This window comes from Ruegeria sp. K5 (assembly GCF_056531805.1).
In genome coordinates this window covers 1,211,774-1,234,732 of the sequence record NZ_JBQFML010000001.1, presented here as the reverse complement: position 1 = coordinate 1,234,732, position 22,959 = coordinate 1,211,774, and the positions used below count along the sequence as shown (strand labels likewise).

The window sequence follows — 22,959 nt, the reverse complement described above, 5'->3', positions numbered from 1 at the left end:
CAAGGAGATGAGTAACATGACCGATACGTTATCCATCGGCTGGACCCGCGCCCAGGCCGACAACCGGATCAAATCTCATCGCCGTCTGTTCGGATTTGTGCTGGCGCTTCAAATCGTCATCGGCGGGCTTTTCCTGTTTTGCCCGGCGTTTTCGCTGGGTGTTGTGGGCCTGCCCGCTGGGGCCGAGAACCCCTGGCCCTCGGTCTGGGGGGCGACGCTGATCTTTGTGACCGTCATGCAAATCCCCGGCGCGCTTGATCCGGTGCGTCAGCGTTATCCCAATGTCATTGCCGTGCTGGGGCGGGCGCTGATGGTGGCAACCTTCGTTGCGCATGGGGGGCCGTTCCTATGGTTCGCTGCCTTCGACGCCGTGTTTGGCGTGCTTATTTTCCTTAGTTTTCGCCGACTGGTGATTGCCGAACTGATGACCAGACCGTGACCGTTTTCTGTCTCTGAGGTGGGCGATTGGGTAAATCTTATGTTTGCTTGGTTTCATACCCTGACACCGGCTGGGCAGGCGACGGTCGTGTCTGCTCTGGTCAGCGCGCTGGTCGCTGTTTTAGTCGCCTTTCTAAGCCCATTCAGCGCGCGCCGGTTGGAAAAGCTAAAGGCCATGCTGGCCAAGGACGCGGCGCTTAATGACGCGCGAACCTCATATGAATTCGAAGCACGCAAGAGACTGTATGCTGAGATCGAGCCGCTGTTTTTCCAACTGTTCGAGGCCGCAGAAGGCGGGTATTACCGCGTCGCCAGCTTGGTACGCACGCAGCGGCAGGGCCATCTGGGCGAAGCAGACGGACGTTGGCTGGCAACCGAGGGTTATTACCTTCGTTCAACCATCTACCAACTCTTCCTGCCGCTTGCGATATTCAGACTGATTCAAAGGTCCGCGACCTTCGTCGATATCGAACTGGATCAGAATATCCGCGCCCGATATTTCCTGTTGAAGCTGTCCTACTATGCGTTCACCGACGATTTTGAGCTTGCCGGGCTTGAACCTTCTTTGGCTTATTCTCCGAACGTTCCGGACTGGAGGGAAAAAACCCTTGAAAACCCAGCGCAATACCGGCGGCAAGGGTTGGTTATCGGGCATCTGGATCGCCTTATAGACGCCATGATCGTTGGTGATGATCAGTCGCAACGAACCGTTGATTATGGTGAGTTTGAAGAGCTTTGTCGTAACGATCAGGAGCTCAAGAAAGTGATGGCCGAGCCTGCACGACTATTCCTTGGATTTGGATTCACCAACCGACCTGTTCTGGCCCGGGCCTTGCTGGCGCATGCCTATACCATGCGGTTGTTGCTCTACACCTATTCTCGCGCGTCAGATTGCGGTGATCTTGCCGCTGTGTTGCAGACCTTTTGTACTTCGGATGAAGCGTCCGAAGACCTGGACTGGGGCGAAGGCTTTGGACAGGTTTCCTATTCTGTGGCGGGTTATGTGAAAGAGCGTTTGTCCTGGAGCGGGGCGGACGAGTACGATATTTCTTAATAAATTGCAAAAAGTTACTTGCAAGTGCCGAAGGTTCACGGTCGGGTTATTGTACGCGGAAACAGTCACTTGTTTCTGCGGCATGGTGTTGGGTTCACGGACCCGGATCAAACCGATCCAGCGCTCGCGCCGCCAGATAGGCGGAACGGCGCAGTACCTGATCCAACGTCACGGTAGTTTCCCCGTTGCGGGGCGATATCTCGGCAACATCGAACGGTCGGTTCACGGGATCAAGCACGACGATAATGGCGATCCTGTCCGCGATAACCTGGCCCGAGGTATCATTAAGATCAACTGAATCGAAGCGCACGATGCCGGTTTTCCGGCTGAAAAGCGGGGATTGCGGGTTTTCACGACCGAGGAAACGTAAATGCAGGCCGGGGTCGCTAATTAGTAAATCGCGCTGTGAATTCGATCCATTTACGCCAGAAACGATCGCGCTTCGTAAACTGTCGCTGATCTCAATATTATCAAGACCGAGACCTCGCGCAAAACTCAGGAAGAACAAGTTCACCTGGATGTCCGAGGCAGGTAACGGTGTCACGTGCCGATGATGAACTTGAACAAATGCCCTGAAGCTGTCGTTCACATTTGCAAAACCGATGCTGGTTGCTGCTGCAAAATTCACTTCGTTCGGGTTAAGAAGCAAGTTCGCCGGAGTGGATTTTAAGAACAGGATATCCGGGCTGTTATGCGTGACCAGCGGGCGGTTGCTGGGATTGGACGGGTCCGTTCGCGGGGCCCAGGCCGGGTCTGGCAGATCGCCGCGCCCGGTGTCGAATTCAAAGGTCCGGATATAGCTGCGCCCGACCGAGTGTGGGGTGCCTGACACGTCACGTTCCCAAACGCCCAAAGACACAAGCGCGGCGCGCAGATACCGCCGGTCGTCGGACCGGAACAGAGACAGGTCTTCGACCAGCGTCTGGGGTAACCCATCCATGATGGGTCGCCAGGTCCAGCTCGGATGCGCCCCGGACTGGTCGATCTGTCCTTCGAAAACACCAACCCGCGTGCCGACCCACACCACATCCTGATTATCGGGGTCCACAAGCACCGCATGGGCCGAGGCCGGGGTGCCGCTGGTCCCGGTTGCCACGTTCGGCTCGGTTGAATGCAGCCCGGTTGGATACCATCGCCCGTCGCCGTTATACCACCACAGCGTATCGAAGTTCGGATCAGTGATCAGGTCACCATCCCCGTCGCGGCGCGTCCGGCCCGAGGTTGTGACATACAGCGTCGTATCCGTGTGTCTTGCGATGGCAGTCCATGAGGTTCCGGAAAAATAGGGAAGGTAGTCCAGAAACGGATCAGGCTCATCGCCTTCGGCCTTTTTGTTGCTGGGCCGGTTGCCGCTGATGATGGCGGCCCTGCGTCCGGTCCAGCTGGGGTTGTTTCCCTCGAACGTGAATATCCGAACCGTGCGTTCGCACAGCACCGCAATGCTGGTGCCTTCAAAATCGGGCGGTTCGCCCTCGACCAGTGCATCTAGTGCGACGACCTTATCGCTTAGGGTTTCAAAACGGAGCTGGTCGCGAAAGACGCGGTTCCGCGAATCCCGGCCTGGCTCGGTGCTGCTGCGGGTTGAGTGAGGGTCAGTGGCGGATGGGAGTGTCACCCAACTCATCCAATTCGTTCTGGTGCGATCTCCGAACCAGTCGCTGCTCATCCAGATCCGGTCGGTCCCAATGAACACCCGCGCCGTATCGTCTGTTTCCCCCGGTAAAACCAGCGGATTGGAGTAAAAACTTGCCCGACCGTTTTCTTGCTTTTCCGAATCCCACATATCTGAACTTGCACGCCGAATTGCTGGACCACGCGGCTGTCGGGGAGGGAAAAAATCCCACTTGGCGTTATAAACCTGTTTGAAGACCATATGTCGTCGAGTTGGATGGTAGGCGCATCCTCCACCATCACCTCCGTCCACCTGGTCCCAGAAACTGCCGCCAATGCGTTCGATAAACCCATTGTCTTGCAAACCCGCAATCAGGTGGCCGTCAAGCGTTGGGTGGGATTGTATGTAGCCCGGTTCCAACGTCGGCAGGCCGACATTGCGCGACGTCCCCGAGCCTCCCGCCGTGAGTGGCCGGGTAAAGACACCGCCATCGCACGAAACCCAAAGCGTGTTATTCGCCGGACGCATGGCGTGAACATCTGCGTGGATGCCACGGCCGGCAAAGGTCGGGTCGGTATCGGCTGTCGTCTGGTTGGCGGCGGTGAACCCGGCGGACAGATCGTTTGCCGCAGCGGTGCCCGTGATTGGCAGACGGAATATCAGCGCGTTGCTGTTCATTCCCTGACCGCCGATAAAGACGACATCGTCGCCCGAACCATTGTCCACAACCGTGATGCACTGGTCATAATGCGATTGGTCACTTTCGATCACATAATCAGTCCCGTCCTGAGTGACCGAGGACGTATAGACACCCACGGGCCAGTCATCGATCGACACCGCTGCGACGGGCGTTCCGGACACTCCGGCAGGGGTGTGTGACAGATCGATCAGCCACCCCTGGCCAAGGCCTCTCTTGTCCGCCACGTTGGATTCTTTCAGCCCGGCAACGTAAATTCGCCTTGCTTCATTAGGGGAGGCCGCAAGGCTAAGGCGTGTGCCGGTATCATGGTCCGGCAGCGCGATGCGTTGGAACGTGCCGGTCGGCCCTCCGGTCGAAAGCCAGATGCCATCCAGATCCTCGTCCGCCCCCATCAGCGCGACAAACAGGCCCTGATCGGTCCAAAGCAGATCGGTACAGGCCCCATCGTCATCTTCGGTGAACTCACCATCCGTGAAGTCGACAAATGTCCAGCTTTGGTCTTCGACAAAACGGCCTTGGCGCATGAACAGACCACGGGACGTTGCGGCCAGAAGGGTCGCCTCATTTGCCGGGTCAGGGGCGAGAGGGGTTCCGGGGTCACGGGCCAGACGGTAGATTCCTGCGCCGATTAGTTCTTCACCACCTTCGCGCTGCCACGGGTTGACCCCGACCAGCGAAATCGCCTGCTCGACCGTTCCATTCAGGCGAAGTACCCCGATCCCTGCATGTTTGCCCCCGGGACCGAGTGAGAAATATGGTTTAAGCTCGCCGGTTCCCACATAGACCGCGTCCAAGGCGGGGTCGTCGGCACCTCCGCCGTCTTCTCCCCACTCGACCAGCAATGCGCCGACAGTCAGTACAAGATCGTCCCGGCTTGTGGCCGCGGCCAGGGCCCAACTGCCCAGCGGTGCCCAGCTTTCCCCGGCATCGTCGGTGTACCAGACACCGCCGTTGGCCGCCCCGGCATAGGCACGCTGGCCGTTTGGATGCACCTGAATATCGCGAATGCGCCCTGCAACCACTGGGTCGCCGTCCGCCTGACCGTTGCGCAGAATGAAGGGGCCCAGCGGCATCCATTGGCGTTCTTCGTCAAAGGCCCCCTCGATCACTTCGCCCAAGGCCGCAAGATTACCCAGATTCCCTCCGATAGCCGTTCCATTGGCGCGCGCTGCGTTGGCCTCGGCCCGACCAGCAAGGGATTCGGGCGGTTTCCTCAGATCGCGTGGCCAGTCATAGCGTGCCATCAGGTGCCTCCTTCCTCGCTGTTGTCGCTGGCCCCGATCCGTATCCAGCCTTCTTCAACCGAAACCGGGCCGTCCGGCAGGATGGCAGCCTGCGTTGCCGCCAGAATAGGATCGTCGCGCCAGGTGATTGGGCTGTTGCGGCGGGTCCACCGCTGGTCTTTGCCAAAGGCCGCGATCTTCGGCAGGCGCACCTTGTCGGGATCGATCAGAACCGGACCGATCCGCGCTGACGGGGCAATCTTTTCCAACCCCGGAGCCACCCAATCGCGCAGCAATTCCAAAGACTTTCTCGGCAAAATCCCGGATGTCGCATGCACCCGCGCGGCGGGGTTCATCAACAACGTCAACTGCACCTTCTGCCCCGAATGGGTGAAGATACGCCCGCCGGGTTCGATGTAGGGTGAGGTCAGCGGCGACGGTTCCGCCAACGTGGCCGAGCCCAGAATGGCGCGGAACCCAAACCCCAACCCGGCAGCGGGCGCAGCCTTGCTGACGGACTTTTCGATCAGGCGGAAGCGGCGGAAATCGTCGCCGACGAAATAGCCGTAAAGCCCGTCATAGCCCTTGGCGACCTCACCCAGCGCAACCTCGAAGGCGCGCGCTTTGATCGCTTCGAATACGCCTTCGTTGTCAAGCAGTTGGGACAATCCTTCGGCTGTTTCGCCAAAGGCATCAATCTGCGAAAGGTCGGTTGGGATATCCAGCCACAGCGTCGCCCGCACCACGGCGACCGGGCGTCCGACCAGCCCGGCAATCGTGGCTCCGGCCTGTACCTGCGCCTCGTCCACACCCCACATCGTTGTATCAACCGCGCGCAGGAAGGCCGACAGCGCGCTTTCGTCTTCTGCGGTCTCAGGATCCTGCGTGCGCAGCGCGTCCGCGTCGATCATCCCGCGCGCGATCCGGCCCAGCACCTGCGCCGCCGGGGGCAGGCCTACTTCGGGGTCGTTAACAGCCGGTCCGGGACGGCCAACCGCGCCTTCCCAGACCAGACCACCGGCGACCGGGTCCTGCAGAACCTCGCCCAGCGGGTTGCCTTGCGCATCGAACATCTCAAGCGACTCGTCGATGAAATCCGGCAGGATATATCCCGCGATGGGGCTGATGCCCTGCGACGGGTTCGCCTGGTTCAGACGGGCTTCGGCGGGTTCCTCCGATGTGTCTGCCGGATCGACAAAGCGGAACATCAGCCTACCGGGCAGCGATAGGCGTGGCGGCAATTCAAGGGCCGGGCGATCTTCGGAATCCGTGCTGGACAGTGCATGCGGGCGCACCAACCGCTGTGTGTTGAGGTCGCGGAACCGCCCGAAACAATCGACGATCCGCGCCCGGACAAGGCTCAGGCGGCCACTTGCGATCAGACGGGGAAGCCCGACCGCCCGAATGTTATCGGCGACTGCTTCGGGCACGTCACGCTCTTGCCCGTCGGGCTGGGGTTCGAGGCCCAGCCACAGGTCACCGACCTGATCCAGCGTGACCGACCCCAGATCCGCAAGGTCCAGATAGGTCTTGAGTTGCGCAAGGCGCGCCTCATGCGCCTCGGAGATCTCGCCAACCTCATCCTCGTCGCGCTGGTTTTCGGCGTCCAGATAGTCGGCAATCAGGCTCGTCCACGCATCGTGCAGACCATCGGTAATGGGCGAACGGCCGAGGATGTTAAGGGATTGCCCGCCAACGTCCGATGCCCCTTCGAATTCAATCCGGCCCAGTTTCCAGCCGTCAAAATCCTGGCCGGTTTCCAGACGCGCCTCCCATTCCAGCCAGACCGGCACCCAGGGTTGGGACCACATGGTTATTCCGACCGGGCTGGGCTCGCGCCCCTCGGCAAGCGAGAACCTGAGCAACTCGTCGCTCAGCGTCGCTCGTGCCATCGGTGTGGTACTCGCGGCCAGTGGCGGCGTGCCGTCATAGCTGCCGTCGGGTGAGAACCGCAGCGCCATTTCCGCGCGCACGCGGGTTTGCACCGCCGGGGCCTCTGCCGGTTCCGAGGTTTGCTCGATGGCTTGCAGCATCCAGGCCAGCATGTAGATGTCGAACAGGAAGCTGTGTTCCAATATCCGGCGGGTCTGGCCCGGCAAGTTGGACAGGTTGGGCAGCGCGGGTACATAATCGCGCGCTTCAAAGCGGCGACCGAAGGCGATTGGCAACTCACGCGCCCAATGGCAGCGCAAACGTCTGTCTTCGGTGAAACGCCAGTCGTCAAACCGGTTCGAGCGTCCAAAGTCGCGCAACCCAACGACCGGAGGCACCGCGCGATGATAGCGGGGCGCTGGGCGGCGAATGCGCCGGACGGTCGGGCCTTCGTCGTCGGGCTGGGTGCGGAACCGTTTGTCGGTTTCCAGCTTTGCCGTGCGGCGCAATTCGTTCAGATCGGCCTTTTTGGACCCGGATTTGGTGCCAAGCCACATTACGTCGGCCTTTGGCGGCGGCTTTGAGGCAAGCGTGGCGATCTTTGTGCGAACGGGCCGCCCGGCCTTGATGTCGGTCTGCCGCCGCTCGACAATCACGTCCTCATAGACTTCGCGGCCACGGAAGGATTCGAACCCGTCGCCATGTTCGGCTTCGTCCAGCGCGATGATGCCGTCTTGTTCGCCCAAGCGGCGAATGGCCCCATTTGCGACGGCGGTCAGCAGGCTTTCGGTGTATTCCCGTTCCTCGCCGTCGGTCAGGCCGAAGCTGTCGGCCACTTGCGCGGCGATCAATCGTTCAAGAGTAGGCCCAAGCGCAATTCCAATGGCAGGCGGGCGGGGGGCCAAATCGCGCCCGACCGGCCCGGTGATCCGAACCCCCATGACCCGTCCATGCAGAACGGTATCGTAGTGCATGGTCACCAGCGACATTGCCACCGCGTCGAAGACAAGCGGTTCGTACCCGCTGGCCAATGCGGCCTGCGCGCTGGACAGCGACAATGCAGTGCGCGTATCGGTGACCCGCAGGCCACGGGCCGAGACGGCCTCGACCGGTGTGTCGAAGCTGTCCGTCACCGTAGATGAGAATGCGCGGAACTGGGTCTGCGCAAAGCCCGCCAAACCGGATTGAACCGGTTGTGAGATTGCACCTTCATACGGGGCTGGGGACGCGGTCCACCCAAGCTCGTCCAGCGTGCGCGAGACGGCAAAGGGCCAGAAGCTTTTCGCCAGCGGGTCCGAGGCCCGTTCGGACCACCAGCCAATGATCACATATGAGGCAAGGCGAGTGGTGATCTGGTTTGGGTTCAGGTCCGTCAGCGGGTCGTGGAACCCGAACCGATTGCGGGTCGAGTCATACCCCGCCGTCCAGCTTGGTGAGCCGCCCACGACGCCGTCCAACTCGCCGGGTTCCAACTGATCGCCGTCGCCTGTGTTGTCGCCATCGGGGTAATCTTCCAGATCATAGACCCGGCTCGTCTCTGACGCGACGACCCAGGCGCGCAGATCAACGGTGCGTGTGTTTTCGGGGCCGGTCATCCGCACCACCAGCCAACGGTTCGGCAGTGGACGCAGGGAAAGCGGGCTATCCTCGTCGTCCTCAAGATCACCGCGCAACAACCCATCGGGCAGCGCCCAGTGAATGTGTATGCCGGGGTCTCGGGGTTGCGGATCCGAGAAGGGCGGGGCGGGTTCATCCGTATCGCTGGCCGGTCCGCCAAGCTCCATCGGAAGCCTTACATAGTCTTCGTCATGATTGACCGGCACGTAAAGCGCGCGGACATCCACCGGAACGATCAGCGCGGGTGGCGGCGGTGGCGGCGTTGCGAACCGGTCGAGGCGGGAAACCGCCGTGTCGCCCAGTTCAACGGCCATCGACCAGCCCGGACGGGCGAGGATGGCTTGCATCAGTTGCGGATCAATCGGGTTGGCCATGGCTCAGCTCTCGTCCAGGCGGTGGCGAAGGATTTCGGCGTAATCGGGCGTGACGGCCAGGTTCGGCGTAAAGGCCGCATCCTGAATGACAACGGTCGTGGTGGTCTGTGCAAAGACCTGACGGTAGGGGAAGCGGATCATCTGCATCGCAAACTCGGCCCCGTCGATTTCCGTGCCGGGATTGGGGTCTGTCATACCGGTGCCCTCGGCATCGGCAAAAGCGCGGGCGGTGTTCGACAGATCAAGCACCCCGGCGGACCCGGGGCGAAAGCGGACCGGGATTTGGGCTGCCAGTGCCGACAGGGCGGTGGGGTCGTCGTCATCCGGTTCAACTGCAACGCCATCATCATCCACATATCCGGCGGTCCGTACGTCCCGTGCGGGCACAAAGGCCCGCCAGCGCCCGCCGGATTGTTCATCCAGCCGGACGCCAAACTGAAGACCCTGCCGGGGTTCTTCGATATGGATGACATTGGGAATGCCGTCGAACAGCGCCAACAGCACCGACGGGGCCAGCCGTTCGAGCCTCAGCAGCTTGATCCGGTCTGGATGGGATTCAGGGACGATGTCTTCATCATTGTCCACCGGTTCCGCGTCATAGGCGCGGATGTGCATCCCTGGCCAGCCTGCCACGGCGGCCGAGCGCATCAGGAACCCGGTCACGATCCCGGCGGAGCCGGTCAGGTTCGGCTCGGACCCGGGTGAGCGGACACGGCGTTCCGCCTCGTCTATTTCTTCCTCGATCTGCGGATACAGCCGTTCCAATTGCGCACGTTCCAGCGAATTCGCGGTACCGACGCTCAGCGCTCCCTGCACCAGCGCGTCCGTCCAGGCCCTGTCGAGATAGAAGAACCGTATCGACTCGACCGGCAGAAGATCGGAATCCGGCACCAGAGTGTTAAAGGGCACGCCTTCCAACATGCGAAGCCGCGCCAGAAAGGTCAGCACACTGTCCGTCGCCACGGTTTCCCCATCAGGGGCCGCAAGGAACAGATCGAGGTTCAGGGCCGCGTGCAGTTGTTCATACCCAAGCTTGTCTGAAAGCTTCATCTGCGGGTCCTTTCGATACGGTCGGCGAGAAAATCGCCAAGATTGTCAAAGTCCTGCACCTGATCCAGATCGCCTGCCTCAAGCGCGTCGGGACCAACGGCAAACTGTGCAAGCTGCCGCACGCCGGAATCCAGCGTATCGACAAGCCGCGCCGCGATCTCTGCATCCGGCTGAACGGTGGCCCCTGCAACCGTTGGCGATTGCTCCATAAGTTGGGCCAGCGCGCCCTCGTCATCGGGTTGCCGTAGCAAGGCGCCGACGACGGCCCGGTCCAGTTGCAGACCTTCGGCCAGAATGCGGGTGGGGTCGTCGTCCAACTCGGGGACAGGGTTGCCGATATCCACGCGCGGGCGCAGGGCGGCGACGCTGGTTTCGGGGTTGATGCTGACGGTTTGGATCAGGCTGGCCTCAAGCTCTCGGGCAAAGCGGGCTTTCAGCAGCGTGTCAAACACGTTTGGATTTGGCACAGCAACCGCGGCAAGCCCAAGCTGGTCATTGATCGCGAAATCGATCCCGGCTTTGGCCCGTGCCGCGCCAAACCGTTCCGCCCGCCACCGTTTGAGCGCGGCGACGAACGACGGCTGCGACAGGGCCAGAAGACGCCCGGTTTCAAAGGCCACGGCAAGCGAGACATCCTCTTCACCCCCGGGCGTCATCGTTCGCAGATGGTCGCTGACATGTGCCAGCGTCCGACCCGACGTGCCGGGCAAATCGCGTTGCAGACGAACGGGTGAGAACGGCCCCCGGTACCACGCGCTTTCACCATCGCCGACGCGGGTTCTGTAGGGCAGGGACAGATGCCCGCTTTCCGCCACCTCCAGCGGCAAACGGGACGCCGGGGCGGGGCCAGAGCTGTCGCCGCCTGTGTCCGGCGTACAATCGGCCAGCGGGCGGGCGAACCCGCTGCCGGTCCGACGGCCCAGCAAGCCCACATCGAGGTTTTTCATCAACTGTTCGAAACTGCCCGCACCGCTGCAGGTGAACCGCCACGAGGTCAAAACCGGAAAGCGCAGGATCTGGTCCTGAAACACCTTGTCGACCGGGATTGAAAACCCGTCAAACACGCCTTGCAGTTTGAAGGTTGTGCTTTGGTTGGAGGACAGGGTCGCGAAGTCTCCGTCCAGTAAAGCCGCGCCAGAGATCGGCCCAAGATTGGCCAGACCACCATTGGTTGTCCCCGCCCGGTCGATCATGGCTCCGTCATGAAACACCACCTCACCCCGACGAATGGCTTCGGCCATCGCGTTGCCGTCCGTGGTGTCGAGATCCCTGATCTCACCATCGATCTGAGGTGTAATCGCCGCCCCGGTCTCGATGGCGTTGTTGACCACGGCAAGTTCGTCGCTGAACACCAGATCGGAGATATCAAAAAACGGTCTGGGCGGCAGCGGGGCGGGCAGGGCACCCAGTTGCCCCTCAAGGTTCACCAGACAGGCGGTATAGGCCTTGGGTCGGCAATTCACCCGATCGAACTGCGGAATCCTGTTGGCAATGACCACCGCAAGGAAGCCGTCATCATCGCCCATCGCGGCCTCGGTGTCGTCTATATTCACCTCTCGCACATGGGTCAGCAGCGGCAGATCTTCGACGGTTGGGAACACGCGCCTGACCACGGATGCGGCAACCGAAAGCCGGGTCGCGGTGGGGACATCCTTGTCGCCGGGCAGATCGACCCCTTCGGTCACGCAGTCCTGCCATGGAATGTCATGCTCGATCTGGCCTTCGCCCTCGGCGATGATAACAAGGGCCAGCCATGGCGTGCGCTCAGTCACCTCCTGATCGCCGAACATGGTGCCATCCTGTGCCGCCTTTCGATCCCACGGCAGGGTTTTCTTTTTCAGAACGATCTGCGGCAGGCGGGATTCATAGGCTCCTTCGGAATTCGCAGGCGGAAACGTCATAAGCGCCTGATCCGGCGGCAGTTTCAGCCGTGGCGCGGTGACGTTGATATGGGTCTCCAACGGGCGCACCCCGAGGTTCGAGGCCGCATCGCCGTCTTCCGTCGCCGCAATATCCAGATCGCCGCGCAGCCTGTACCGTCCCGCTTCAAGGGCGGGAACGATGCTGTCGTAGAGGAAGAAACGACCACGTGCGACCATCGCTAGAACTCCTGGTATTCGTCCTGCCGCGGCGTGACATCTGCCGGGGGACTCCATTTGAACGTGAGCCGCGCACCCTTGCCGCGCAGCAGACCGACCGAAAGCGATACGCTTTCGTTCAGCAGTCGGGTAACAAGACGATCCGGCTGCAACTGCGCCGCGATGACCCCATCCAGACGACCGGGGACCAGCCCGGCGACCCGAACCGCAAAGCCTGAATCGTCCTGCGGTTTCAGCGAGTACACGACCAGGGTTTTGCCATCGAACGGGGCGAGGATGGGCTTGTCGTCCAGCGCCTCGGCCCCGCGCACGGAAATTGCGAGGGATTCCAGATCTTCTGCGACAATCTCACCTTCCAGCAACAGGGCGACGGATGTGGCGGGCCGGTCAAAGCGGGTTTCGACAAGGGCAGACTGATCCGTCAGGTGCGATGCCCGGAACCAGCCGGTGCCACCAGCCCGTCCGCCGCGCACGCGGCTTGCGCCTTCGGCATAGAGGAAGCCGCCCCGGCACAGGGCCAGCGACCGCCCGAAATAGGCAACCGACTCGGATTCGGTCCACCCGGCGAATTCCGGGGTGGCGGCCCCGTCATCACCTGCCACGACGGCATAGGCGGCTGTTCCCTTGGGCAGCTTGACCCGCCGCGCGTCACCGGCGCTGTCCGACAGGACGCGTCCGTCCAGACCGATGGCGACAATACGGGCAGGACCGTTCAGCGCGACCACACCGCTTGTTTCAAACCGGGGCGAGCGGGCCGCACCCGGCAGATCAAAGACAGCGATTTCCCCGGGGGCCAGCCCTGTGGGCTTTATTTTGTCCGTACGCGCGCCCCGAGGCGGTTTGGCCCCGGCCATCAGGGCGGTGGCCGCCAACCGGTCCCGGGTCGGGCCGGATGCGCGTGTCGCGCTGGAGGACGCCTGAACGCCAGCCGCCAGCGTCAGGGGAACGCGTTGCTCGGCAACAACCGTGCGTCCGACCCGCGCATCGGCTGAGGCGGCCCGCAACAAGAGGGCCGGAGCCCGATCGACCCGTGCGGCCAGAACCTCATCCAGCACAGGCGGGCGGACACGTTTCGCACGGCGCGCCCGGTCGGCCGGAACGCGGGTGACACGTGCTGCCAGTGCGCCACCAGCCTCGCCCAGTGACACGTTGGGCAGCGCCAACTGCCCGCGCAGCCGGGGCGTGCCAAAGCGGATGGGGCGGCGTTCGGGCGGCGTCCGCAGCACTTCGCGTTTGGCACCGGGTGCCGCGTCACTGACGATGCGTTCAGTCAGCAGACCAACCCGCATCGGTGTCCGGCGGCTGCGGTCAAAGGCACGGGCACCGGTTGCGCCGACGCGAAGGCGTTGATCCTGCTGGAACTCCGCTGACAACTGCGCCATCTGAAGGTCGTTGATTGAACTCAGCAAAGTGCGATGTTCGGTGGCCAGTATCGCCACCGCGACGAAGAACTGCCCCACATCGCGCAATGGCAGAGGTTTGCGCAGATCGGATTCGACCTGATTGAACGCCACACCGCCGGTTGAGGCATCCGGGCGGCGGTTGAAGAACTCGGGCACAAAACGCAGGTCCACGCCTTCGGTCGCGCCGATCACCTTGCCTTTTGGCACTTTCTTGTCATCCAACCCCTGTGGCGGCCCCCAGACGCCGACCGGGAATGCACCGGTGTTGCGGGTGGTCATCTTGATCTTGTCCAGATCATCCAGCCGCTCGTCATTCGGGCGGTCAAGGCGGCGCAGTTGCAGCGACAAAGTGATCTCGGAAACGATCAGGTTGACCGGGGCCACCCCCAGCGTGGACGTGGGATCACGCTCGATCGGAGCGCGCCCCGGCCGGATGATCCGGGTCAGCGGAATGGTACTGGTCAGCGACAACTCAAACTCGCTCATGACGTCGAACGGATTGGCCTCGGACCCGTCGGCGGTACCGGGCGGCTCGCCGTCATTGCTGGCGGGCGGCAGCGCACCGCGCCCGGCGATGCCGGACAGCGCCTCGGCCAAATTGCCGCTTGCCAGCTCCAGATACTTGGCCGAGAAATCCACCCACGAGATGTACTGGATCGGCGGATCGCCCTGTTTGCCGAATTTGACCGTGACGTCGATGGGCCCGATCTTGATCCGTGCCTTGCCGTGGAACTCTGGCCCGGCGACCTGAATTTCAGCGCTGAGCGTGAAGGACAGTTTGATCGTTCCGAACCACGTCTTGATCCGGATACCCGCCGAAATCCGTGCGTAAGCGTCGGCCTCGTAGCGGAAGGGATCGAAATATACGATGGCGTTGCCGCCCCAGCCCAGAGACGCGAACACCGGCCCGAATTTGGCGGACGCTTCGAACAATCCGCCGCCCATGATCGCCTCGGAGGTCAGAGCAAAGTAGTTCTCGGCCTTGATGACGATGTTCGAGGAAACCGACCAGTTATATCCAAGCCGGGGAACAACCGGATAGCCTTCGGCGTCGAAATTCGGGTGATACCCGCCCAGCGTCAGGACAAACTGCCCCCGGTTCGGCCCCTTGAACCAACTGACATAGGCAAAGCCGCCGGTCAGGCGCGCGCTGGGGTGCAGCAGCCAGGAATTGTCGGTCAGCTGCGCCTGAATCCAGATAACACCCTCTTCGGTCGAGAACCGCGCCAGCAGGCCGAGCTCGATAGAAACAAGCGCGAATTGCGGTCTGGGAAGGGCCATCCGGGCCAGGCCAAAGATCGACAACTCGAACCCGTTACCGAATTCGACGGCCACAACGGCGATCCCGTCGACCAGCGCAAATGAGGTAAAGCTGATCCCCGCAGCGAACCAGAACTTGCCGCGAATGGCGGGGAAGGTGTTGCGCACTTCCTCAAGGTAGGCAATGACGTCCGTGGGCAGGTCTGCCGCAGGGTCAAGTGCCTGAATCAGAACGAAATCACCAAAATCGCCCAGATCCGTGGGTGGCACCAGATCGCGGTTGATGCCAAAGCCGCCGCCAATCCCGGTCAGGAAGAAGGCCGGCGCCCCGCCGATTGGACCAAGGAAAGACCCAACCGCGAAGAAGGCGGTATAGCGCCCTTGATCGTCCGAGGTGGAGGCGTAGCCGCCATAGATCGACAGGCCGTAAACCGCGAACCGCGCGGCGATCATGCCGACATATTCGATATCCGGCGTTTCACCGAATTTGCGCAATCCACCGGCAAGGCTGATCCCGGACAGATCGGCTGAGATACCCAGCCCGGCCAGATCGACGCCCCAGGATGCGCTGTCCAGCAGGCCACCCCGATCCGTTCTGTAAATCAGTTCCAGATCATCAACACTGGCTGCCAGCCCGGCAATCGTGACCGAACCATCGAAGAGCAGCGAAATGGATTGCAGCCCGTCGGTTTCATCCGATTGCGCACCCAGACCGATCTGATCGACATAAAGCGGGCCAAAGCCCTTGCGAATCGGCAGCCACCACGGCCCCGATCCTTCGCCTGCGCGGAACCCGAACCTGAAACCGCCGCCGGACAAGGTTTGGACCGACAGGGCCGGGCTGAACGCAGGGGCAAGAGCAGCGTCGCCGTCATTGGTTTCGCTCAGCAGGCCAGAGGCCACCGCATTGTCGCCGGACCCGCCGCCGACGGCTGCGCCCACTTCGGCAAGTTCGACCTGAGCACCGCCCAGAACCTCGCCAGTCTCAACGCGTGCAAAGGCGTGTATCGCAATTGATCCCAGCGCGATGGGGGATTTCACAAGCGGAGCGTTGCTGCGCCCGATCCTGATCCCGATGCCGTTGACGGCCAGCGTCGGGGCGAAATCCAGCCCGCCGCTTGTGCTCAGCAATCCGATCTGAAGGCCGGGATCCACATCCCCGTTGATCCAGCGGCTGTCATTCTCCAGCCAGATCGCTATGTCCCCGCCGACAATCTCGAACTTGTTGGCGATGCCAAGTGACAGGCCGATGGAGTTTCCGACGCGGGCAATGCCGATATCCACCTCGCCACCGACGCGCACGCTGGGCCCGGCATCGGCGATGTTTTCGATGAGGGTCAGCAGCCGGTCCAGCTTGGTCAGCAGCAGCGCTTCGATGTCTTCGCCGTCACCCGGCAGAACGCGGAAGAAGTCCGAGTCCAACGCACCGCCGGGCGTCAGGACAACACCGCCCAAAATGCCGCGCACATCGCTTGATCCGACTGGCAGATCGAGCAGTGCGTCAACCTCTTCAAGGCCAAGGACAAACCCACCGACAAGTTCCACCGCCAGATGCATCAGTGCGGCGGCGATTTCGGCCGGGGTGTCCGCGCCGACGCCCAGTCGGAATTGCTGTGTCTGGAAGTCGTAGGTCAGACGCAGCACCTGATTTGCTGCCGGATCGAAGGACAGGCCTGTGCTGATCTCGGGGGTCGCAACGCTGCTGCCGACGTCCATTTCAACAATCGGGCGCAGGACAAATCCATCGGCGACCGGAATAGCAGCGGGGCCTATGGTGGTATTCAGACGGGCCAGACCGCCAGCATCGACGCGGACAAGCACGTCGATGTCTTCTACAAAAGGAATGGCCGTCAGATCGGCGGCAAACTCGACCGCCAAAGGTGCCGTGAACAGTTCCACCGATACCGATGAACCGGGTGTGCCTGCATTGGCGACGGTCACGCGCAGCCCGCTTGCCGTGCCAGCAACCGAAACCCCGGCTGGCAGAACCGGACCCAGTTGGGCCAACCCGCTGGACAAAAGCGTCGGCCATCGGGCGGCCAGACTGCCTTGCGGATCAGCGGCCCAGTCAGCCAGCTCACCCGCGTCAAAGCTGCCCGCGACGCGCAGCGCGAGGGCGTCGCCAATATCGGCCACCACATCCCCGACATCGGTGCCGGTATCCACAATGGCGTCCAAAGCCTGCGGCAACGCCGCCACAAGGGCCGTTGTCAACAGGCTGGTCAGGTCGGGTGGGCCGGGATAAATTTCGATGTCGGCACCGGTATCGGGACGCAGCAACAAGCGCACGATGTCGCCGGATACCGACAGGTGGACCGCGCGTGTACCGGGGGTTCCGCCCGGCAAACCGGCAAAGAACGAAACCTCTGGCCGCGTCTGCCCGCCTGAGGTTGGAAAGCGCAGACCGAAGGCTCCGCCAAAGGCAATGTCGCCGTCGGGAAGGAATGCGCTGGGGTCGATCTGGAATTCCAGCACCAGGCCGCCGGCGTCTCGTGCAACCAGATCGACGCCCTGCGACAGCGTCCAGACACCGGATCCGCCGCCCACGCCAATCAATGGCCGCAGCGCATCCATGACGGCAATCACCCGCGCCGCGCGTACTCCACCGCCCGGGCCGCCCAGCACATCCGCCTGGCTAAACCAAACGCCGGGATTGGTGAACAGGATCGGAGGCACCCGAACCGGCTCGGCGTTCAGGCCAAAGGCTGCAAGCCCTGCATCGACAATAGGCGTCACGGCGGGATCGAAACTGCGCAAGCCTTCCAGCAGTCGGGAAAGCGCAAGTGCGGACAGGATCGGAGGCACGGCCCGCAGATGGGACACGAAATTCGGATCGGGCCACAGCGGCATTGATGCGGGAATGTCAGGTAGCCCGCCGGGCAGGGTGATCTGCGCCGAGAAGGGCGCGAAGCCCACCTGTAGACCAAGGCCATCGGGAACCCCGAACTCCAGCGCGCCTGACAGAAGGCCGGACGCGCCAAGGCTGGCCTCAAGCGACCACTGACCAAAGATCAGGTCATCGGCGCTGCCGCTGAGCGAGACGTTTAGTCGGTTCTGAGCGCTGTCGAATGAAATTCCGCTGCCGTTGCCCGCCACGAAGGACTGCACCAGCGCCAACAGGTCCGTGCCGAGGCCGGGATCACCCAACGCGACCTGAAGCTGTGCGGTTGGGTCGTCGATCCAATGCGACAGGGACAGCGGGTCAAAGGCATCGTCTGCGCCTAGAATGCCGGTCGCTCGTAGCAGGTCGAGCAATTCGGACATGCCTGCCGCAGGTGCGATTGAGGCTTCGGCAACGATTTCAGCCAGCAACTCGCGTATGCCGGGGGCTGTCGGGGCCGCGCTGGCGAGGCCCGGATCGCTGAGACTGTCGGGGGTGATCGCCAGCCGGGCATGGCTTTCGCCCAGTATCCGAACACCGTGGAAGATAAGTTCTATGCCATCCGTTTCCGGCTCGGATGTGCCGCCCGTACCGACGCAGGCCGATACTTCGATGGACCGAAGCGCGAGGGGGGCAGCGGCATCGTCGCTGTCCGGACCGCCGATCAACCAGCCATCTCCTCGGGTGATCCGGCCCGAAACCACAACCTTGCTGGCAAGGCGGGCGGTGATTTGAGGTACCGAGAGGCCATCGCGGTCAAGACCGGTCGATAACAGCTCGGCCATGGCCCGGCCTTCGAAGCCAATGGTGCCGTTTGCCGGGGCTTCACCGACGGGCAGATAGACGCCAAGCCCTGCCGCCTCGATACGTTTGGCGCTGGATCGTGCGGCACGGCCCACGGCGTAGGCGCTGAGCCCGGCCGCCGTAACGGCCGTCATCGCGCGCTGGATCACATCGCGCTGGATCACGCCATGCAAAAGATGGATTTCAAGGCCCGCACGCACCGCGCCGGTCCAACCGGCGGGCGGCGCAAGTTCGGACAGGGGGCGGCCATTGCGCCGTTGACCGATCAACTGCCTGCCCAGTGCCAGATCAGGATCGTCAGGCTCTGCCGGATCGATGGGGGGCAACAGCTCGTCCAAACGGCTCAGCGCCTCGGATGCTTCGGACGAAAGGGGATCGATACTCGCCCCCGCAAGACCGGCAATCAGCAACCGGTCTGGCCCAGCCGCCATACCGTTCAGCGCAAGCCACGCCGCGTGACCCGCCGACCGGTCCGCCAAGACGGCGGCATCGGCAATATTCGATGCCGGTGCCAGAGCGTGAGCAAGGCGCGCGGCTTGCCCGGCTGCCCCGCCTTCCGGGGTGTCCGGGCGCGGAGCCAGCAATATCGTCCAGGTGCCGCTGGCATCTGCCGGAACCTGCGGAAAGGCCGTTGGTTCACGGTCGCTGATGCGCAGATCGATGCGCCGAGCAGCCGTTGTATCCGCAGGTGGCGGGGCATTCTCGGACAGCGTTCTGACGACGAAGAGAACGGGCGGTGCGGCACCCAGATAGGGCTCGGCATCGGCAAGCGAGATCAGGCTGTCCGCGTCCGCGTTTTCAATGATGTGCAGAACCGTCTCGGTGGGGGCGCTGGCCGGTGGCCGCACCATGCCATCACTTAGGGTCCATTCGGTCGTCAGGGCGTCCAGCCCGACTTGAAATTCTGCGGTGCCCAACCCGTTCAGCGCGGCGGGCAATTCACTTTGCAAGGCCAAAGCCAGCGCGCCTGCCTCAAGCCCTGTGTTACCCGGACGCCATCTGTGCAGAGGCAGGGAATCAAACCGGTCCGGCGCTGGTTCCGAGCGTTCGGGCATCCGCCATGCGGCCAGGCCGGGGCCGTTTTCAATACCGGGCAGCTCGATGCGCCATGGATCCCCAAGCGTACCGGCACCGGACACGCGGCCGCTGGGTGTTTCCAGTGTGGCGGCGAAAACCTCCAATCTGGGGGCGATGCGCGAAATCGGGTCGGACAGCAACTTGCCCAACCAGCCCCGCAGCGCGTCAGCGGGTTCCGAGACAAGGGCGGCAAGTTGCAGGCGGTTGGGATCGGGCTCGCCGAACACCCGCCGCTCGCGACGCCAGCCGAGGCAGTCGACAATAGCCAGCAGGAAGGCGTTTCCGCTGCGCTCTGCCAGCAGGCCAAGCAGCCGTTCGATGCCATCCCATTGCCCGGGCGTGATCAGATCGACGTGGATGTCGCTGGTCAGATCGGGCAGGTCCAGCGGGATCTCGATTCCCTCGACTGAAATCGTGGGGTTGGGTGCGTCAAACCTGAACGAAAGCCCCGGCTGAGCGGCCCATGACGCCACAAATCCAAGGTGATCGACCTGAGCCGACAGCCCGCCAGCCCCGGTTTGCATCCGGCCACCACCGCGCGGACGCCCGGTCGCGGCAATATCGACAGACGGCACAAAGGCCGTCGCGCCCGAGGACAGGTTGATCGACACCAAAGCCAGACGCCCGCGCATCTCGAGCACGGTGCAGCGGTCGCCCAGATCGTCCACTCGCGTCATCCAGCCCAGACCAAGCGCCAGCGCACCGGTATCGGTTCGCCAGATCGCCACATGGATGCCGGGCCGGATCGACAGCCGCCATGGATCGACCTCGGTGCCCGTGCCGGTGACGTCGGCCGCTCCGGTCAACAGCGTCCGCAGGCTTTGCAGCACCGCTGTGACGTCGCTTGTGTGGTCTTCCAGGATTGTCAGCCAATGGTCGCGCAGGCGGGCGATTGGATCGCCCAGGAAGGTGATCGGATCCAGCGTCGGGAACCCGGCCCCTGCACCGGTGGGGGCCCGCCAGCCCAATGCAACGCCGATGAGTTCCGCGCCGGGGCCGAGATTGGACAACAGCTCGGTCAGGATGTCGGTCACGGCCTGTGCTGCCGCCGCCGCCAAAGCATCCGGGTTGGTCAGATCCAAGCGGGGGTGCGTGGTTTGGGAAATCACGGCGTTTTCGACCGCAACCACAACATCGGGACGCCGGTCTTCGTTCAGCGTCAGGCCAAGGATCAGGCGTTCAATCGATACGTCGGGCATGGCCAGACCCGACAGATCGAAGCGCAGCGATGCTTCAAGCGCAGGTACAGCAATTGCATCTGCAGTGCCCAGATCCAATTGCAGGATATCGGCGGTAAAACGCGCCTCGGCGGTGCCGCTGGTCAAGCCGAAGGCCAGAGAAACAGTGACCTTGGGCCGCGCCGTAGCACCGGGCTCGGCCATGAAGCCGATGCGAACGGTTCCGCCGCCCAGCGGAAGGTCAATGCCGGTTTGGTCCGCTGCGGCCCCGGACCCCAGAATATCGGCCAAAGCCTGAAGCCAGCGGGCGCGCGATGGTGCATTGCCCAGGACGTCAGCGATCCAGTCCGCAACCGCGTCCAGACCCCGGTCCAGCAAATCCGAGGCGGGAAAGGCCGGGATCTCGGGCGCGCCGCCAAGGCCCAGTGCCGTTGCAAGGGCGCGAACCTCGTCCCCGCCGCCGCCTCGCAGTTGCGCTTCGAGAAGCGACAGGATCAACTCCGTGGCCGTATCCTGCAACGCGTTGGGATCGGTGAGCGACAGAACCAGATCCCGCGGGGCCTGTTCGCCGGGCAATTGCAGACCGCCCAGGGACAGGGCCACATCCGGCGCGCCATCACCCGCCGCTGTTGGCAGGGCGATCCGGACACCAACACGTGCCAGCCCGGCCTCGCCCGGTTGTGGTGGCGGCCCGACAGTAATCTCGGACGACAGCGCAATATGGCCGCCTTCCTGACCGGCCAGAAAGGCGTCGGCTGGTGCCGGGCCGTTGGTTTTGGCCGCGCGAAACAGCGGGAACATCAGCGATGACGTGCTGTCCGCCAGCGCGCCGCCGGTGATCATGCGGATGCCGAGGAACAGGTTGACCTGACCCGCTGGCTGGTCATCGACCACCACGAAAAACGCTACATCCAAACCAGCCTGAACCTGTTCCGAGAACAGTTCGATCCATTGCCGCCCGTCTGCGTCCGTCTCAATCTCGCCTTCGCGAACCGTTGCGACAAATTCCAGCAGGGCGGCGCGCTGGTCATCATCGGCAAGGATGCTGGCCAGATAATCCTCGGGCCCCGTGATCCAATCGGCGTTGAACTCACCTTCGGCGTTCGACAGACCCAGCGCCTGCAGCAGAGAGGACAGTTCGCCAAAATCACCGGGTGAGAACGCGTTCACGGCTTGTCCCTCCGATACCGGAATGCGGCTTGTGACTGCACGACCAAGGCACCATCCCGAACTGCCAAACCTTGCGCGATAAGCCGGTCATTAAAGACGTCTCGACCCGACGCGCCCGCGATGTTGTCAGCGACCTCCAGCAAGGCCTTGTAGGCAAAGGCGATCAGCGCCTCGCCCCAGATTTCGGCGATCAGGGGATCGCCCAACGGGCGGTCGGGTGCTGCCGCAATCAAACCCGTCACGCGCTTTTCGCTGCCCACGGCGAAGGGCACGACCATCTTGGCGCTGCCCGCATCGGTTTCGACAGGCACCGTGACCCGCACAATGCCATCGTCCAATTCGGTTTCGACCTTGTCGGGGTAGACCAACAACTCATTTGTGCCGTCATCCCAGATCACAGGCTCCGAAGCCGTATCCGGGTCGGGATCAGATGTCGGATCGGCAAAGTTCTGTGCCGCAGCCAGCCGAACCAGATTTCCCAGCGCAGGCGCGGCCAGTGGCAGCGTGGCTCCGGGGCGGCCGACCTTCAATGGCCGATTTGGCAGCAGGTTGGGCGAGGTGTCGCGGATATTGGCCAGCGCGCCGTCAATTACGGAACTTAGTCCCTGCCCACGGGTTTCCGGCCGGTAAAGCTCGGCCTCGACGAACTTGTCCAGAACGCCGACATCGATCTTCAGGTCTCCGGTGGGAATATCAACCTTTCCGCCGCCGGGTGGACGGATATCGTCGATGTCGAGGATGAAGTCGCCGATGGTGCGGCCATCCCCCAAATCGATCTGGGCGATCTGATCGGTCGCGTTCCTCAGGCGATCACGGTCCAGATCGGACAGCACGGTATCCCCCAAAGCGCGCCCGATGGCCCGCTGCAAACGCGCTGACTGAACGGCGCTTACATCGCTTTGCTTTTCTTCATCGGTGTCATTGTCCACGTCATCACGCGACAGGATCAGATCGCCCAGATTTCGACCGCCCAACTCCACGCGTTCCAGATCTTGCAGCGCGTTGGTGACACGTTTGCGGATTTGGTCGGGAACCGACCGTTCGGTGACAAGCCGTTCGATACGCCGGCGCAGCCCGCCCGAGCGGCCATTTTCATTGTCGTCGTCGAACGGGTCCCTGCCGGACCCCCTTGGCGGTCTCATGGGCG

The 22,959-nt window shown here is 62.8% G+C and carries 8 protein-coding genes; 2 read left to right on the top strand and 6 right to left on the bottom strand.

Annotated features, from left to right (window positions below; all coding sequences use genetic code 11):
- Positions 1-16: 16 nt before the first annotated feature.
- Together ACR0MO_RS06115 and ACR0MO_RS06110 are read left to right on the top strand one after the other, a co-directional pair.
- Positions 17-439, top strand: coding sequence for a hypothetical protein (locus tag ACR0MO_RS06115; RefSeq protein WP_170451779.1), 423 nt, complete (start codon positions 17-19; stop codon positions 437-439).
- A gap of 39 nt (positions 440-478) precedes the next feature.
- Positions 479-1,492 carry a hypothetical protein gene (locus tag ACR0MO_RS06110; RefSeq protein WP_480890171.1) on the top strand — a complete coding sequence of 338 codons (1,014 nt, stop codon included), beginning with the start codon at positions 479-481 and terminating at the stop codon, positions 1,490-1,492.
- A 94-nt stretch (positions 1,493-1,586) separates the two neighbouring features.
- On the opposite strand, the gene ACR0MO_RS06105 is transcribed toward ACR0MO_RS06110, so the two are convergent.
- The 6 genes from ACR0MO_RS06105 to ACR0MO_RS06080 are packed head-to-tail and all read right to left on the bottom strand — an operon-like array spanning position 1,587 to position 22,954.
- Complete coding sequence (locus ACR0MO_RS06105) at positions 1,587-5,048, bottom strand: hypothetical protein (RefSeq protein ID WP_480890170.1); 3,462 nt, start codon at positions 5,046-5,048, stop codon at positions 1,587-1,589.
- On the bottom strand, positions 5,048-8,890 hold the full coding sequence (locus ACR0MO_RS06100) for a hypothetical protein (RefSeq protein WP_480890168.1): 3,843 nt from the start codon (positions 8,888-8,890) through the stop codon (positions 5,048-5,050). The genes ACR0MO_RS06105 and ACR0MO_RS06100 overlap by 1 nt, the downstream gene beginning before the upstream one ends.
- A 3-nt stretch (positions 8,891-8,893) precedes the next feature.
- The gene (locus ACR0MO_RS06095; RefSeq protein ID WP_170517500.1) at positions 8,894-9,940 is read right to left on the bottom strand and encodes a hypothetical protein; all 1,047 of its coding nucleotides are present in this window, start codon (positions 9,938-9,940) and stop codon (positions 8,894-8,896) included.
- Positions 9,937-12,039, bottom strand: coding sequence for a hypothetical protein (locus tag ACR0MO_RS06090; protein WP_480890167.1), 2,103 nt, complete (start codon positions 12,037-12,039; stop codon positions 9,937-9,939). Before ACR0MO_RS06090 ends, ACR0MO_RS06095 begins: the two co-directional genes overlap by 4 nt.
- Positions 12,040-12,041: 2 nt before the next feature.
- Positions 12,042-21,812: a DUF6603 domain-containing protein gene (locus tag ACR0MO_RS06085; RefSeq protein ID WP_480890164.1), complete on the bottom strand. Its 9,771-nt coding sequence runs from the start codon at positions 21,810-21,812 to the stop codon at positions 12,042-12,044.
- A complete protein-coding gene (locus tag ACR0MO_RS06080; RefSeq protein ID WP_480890161.1) occupies positions 21,809-22,954 on the bottom strand; it encodes a hypothetical protein in 1,146 nt (381 codons plus the stop codon). The genes ACR0MO_RS06085 and ACR0MO_RS06080 overlap by 4 nt, the downstream gene beginning before the upstream one ends.
- Between the last annotated feature and the right edge of the window lie 5 nt (positions 22,955-22,959).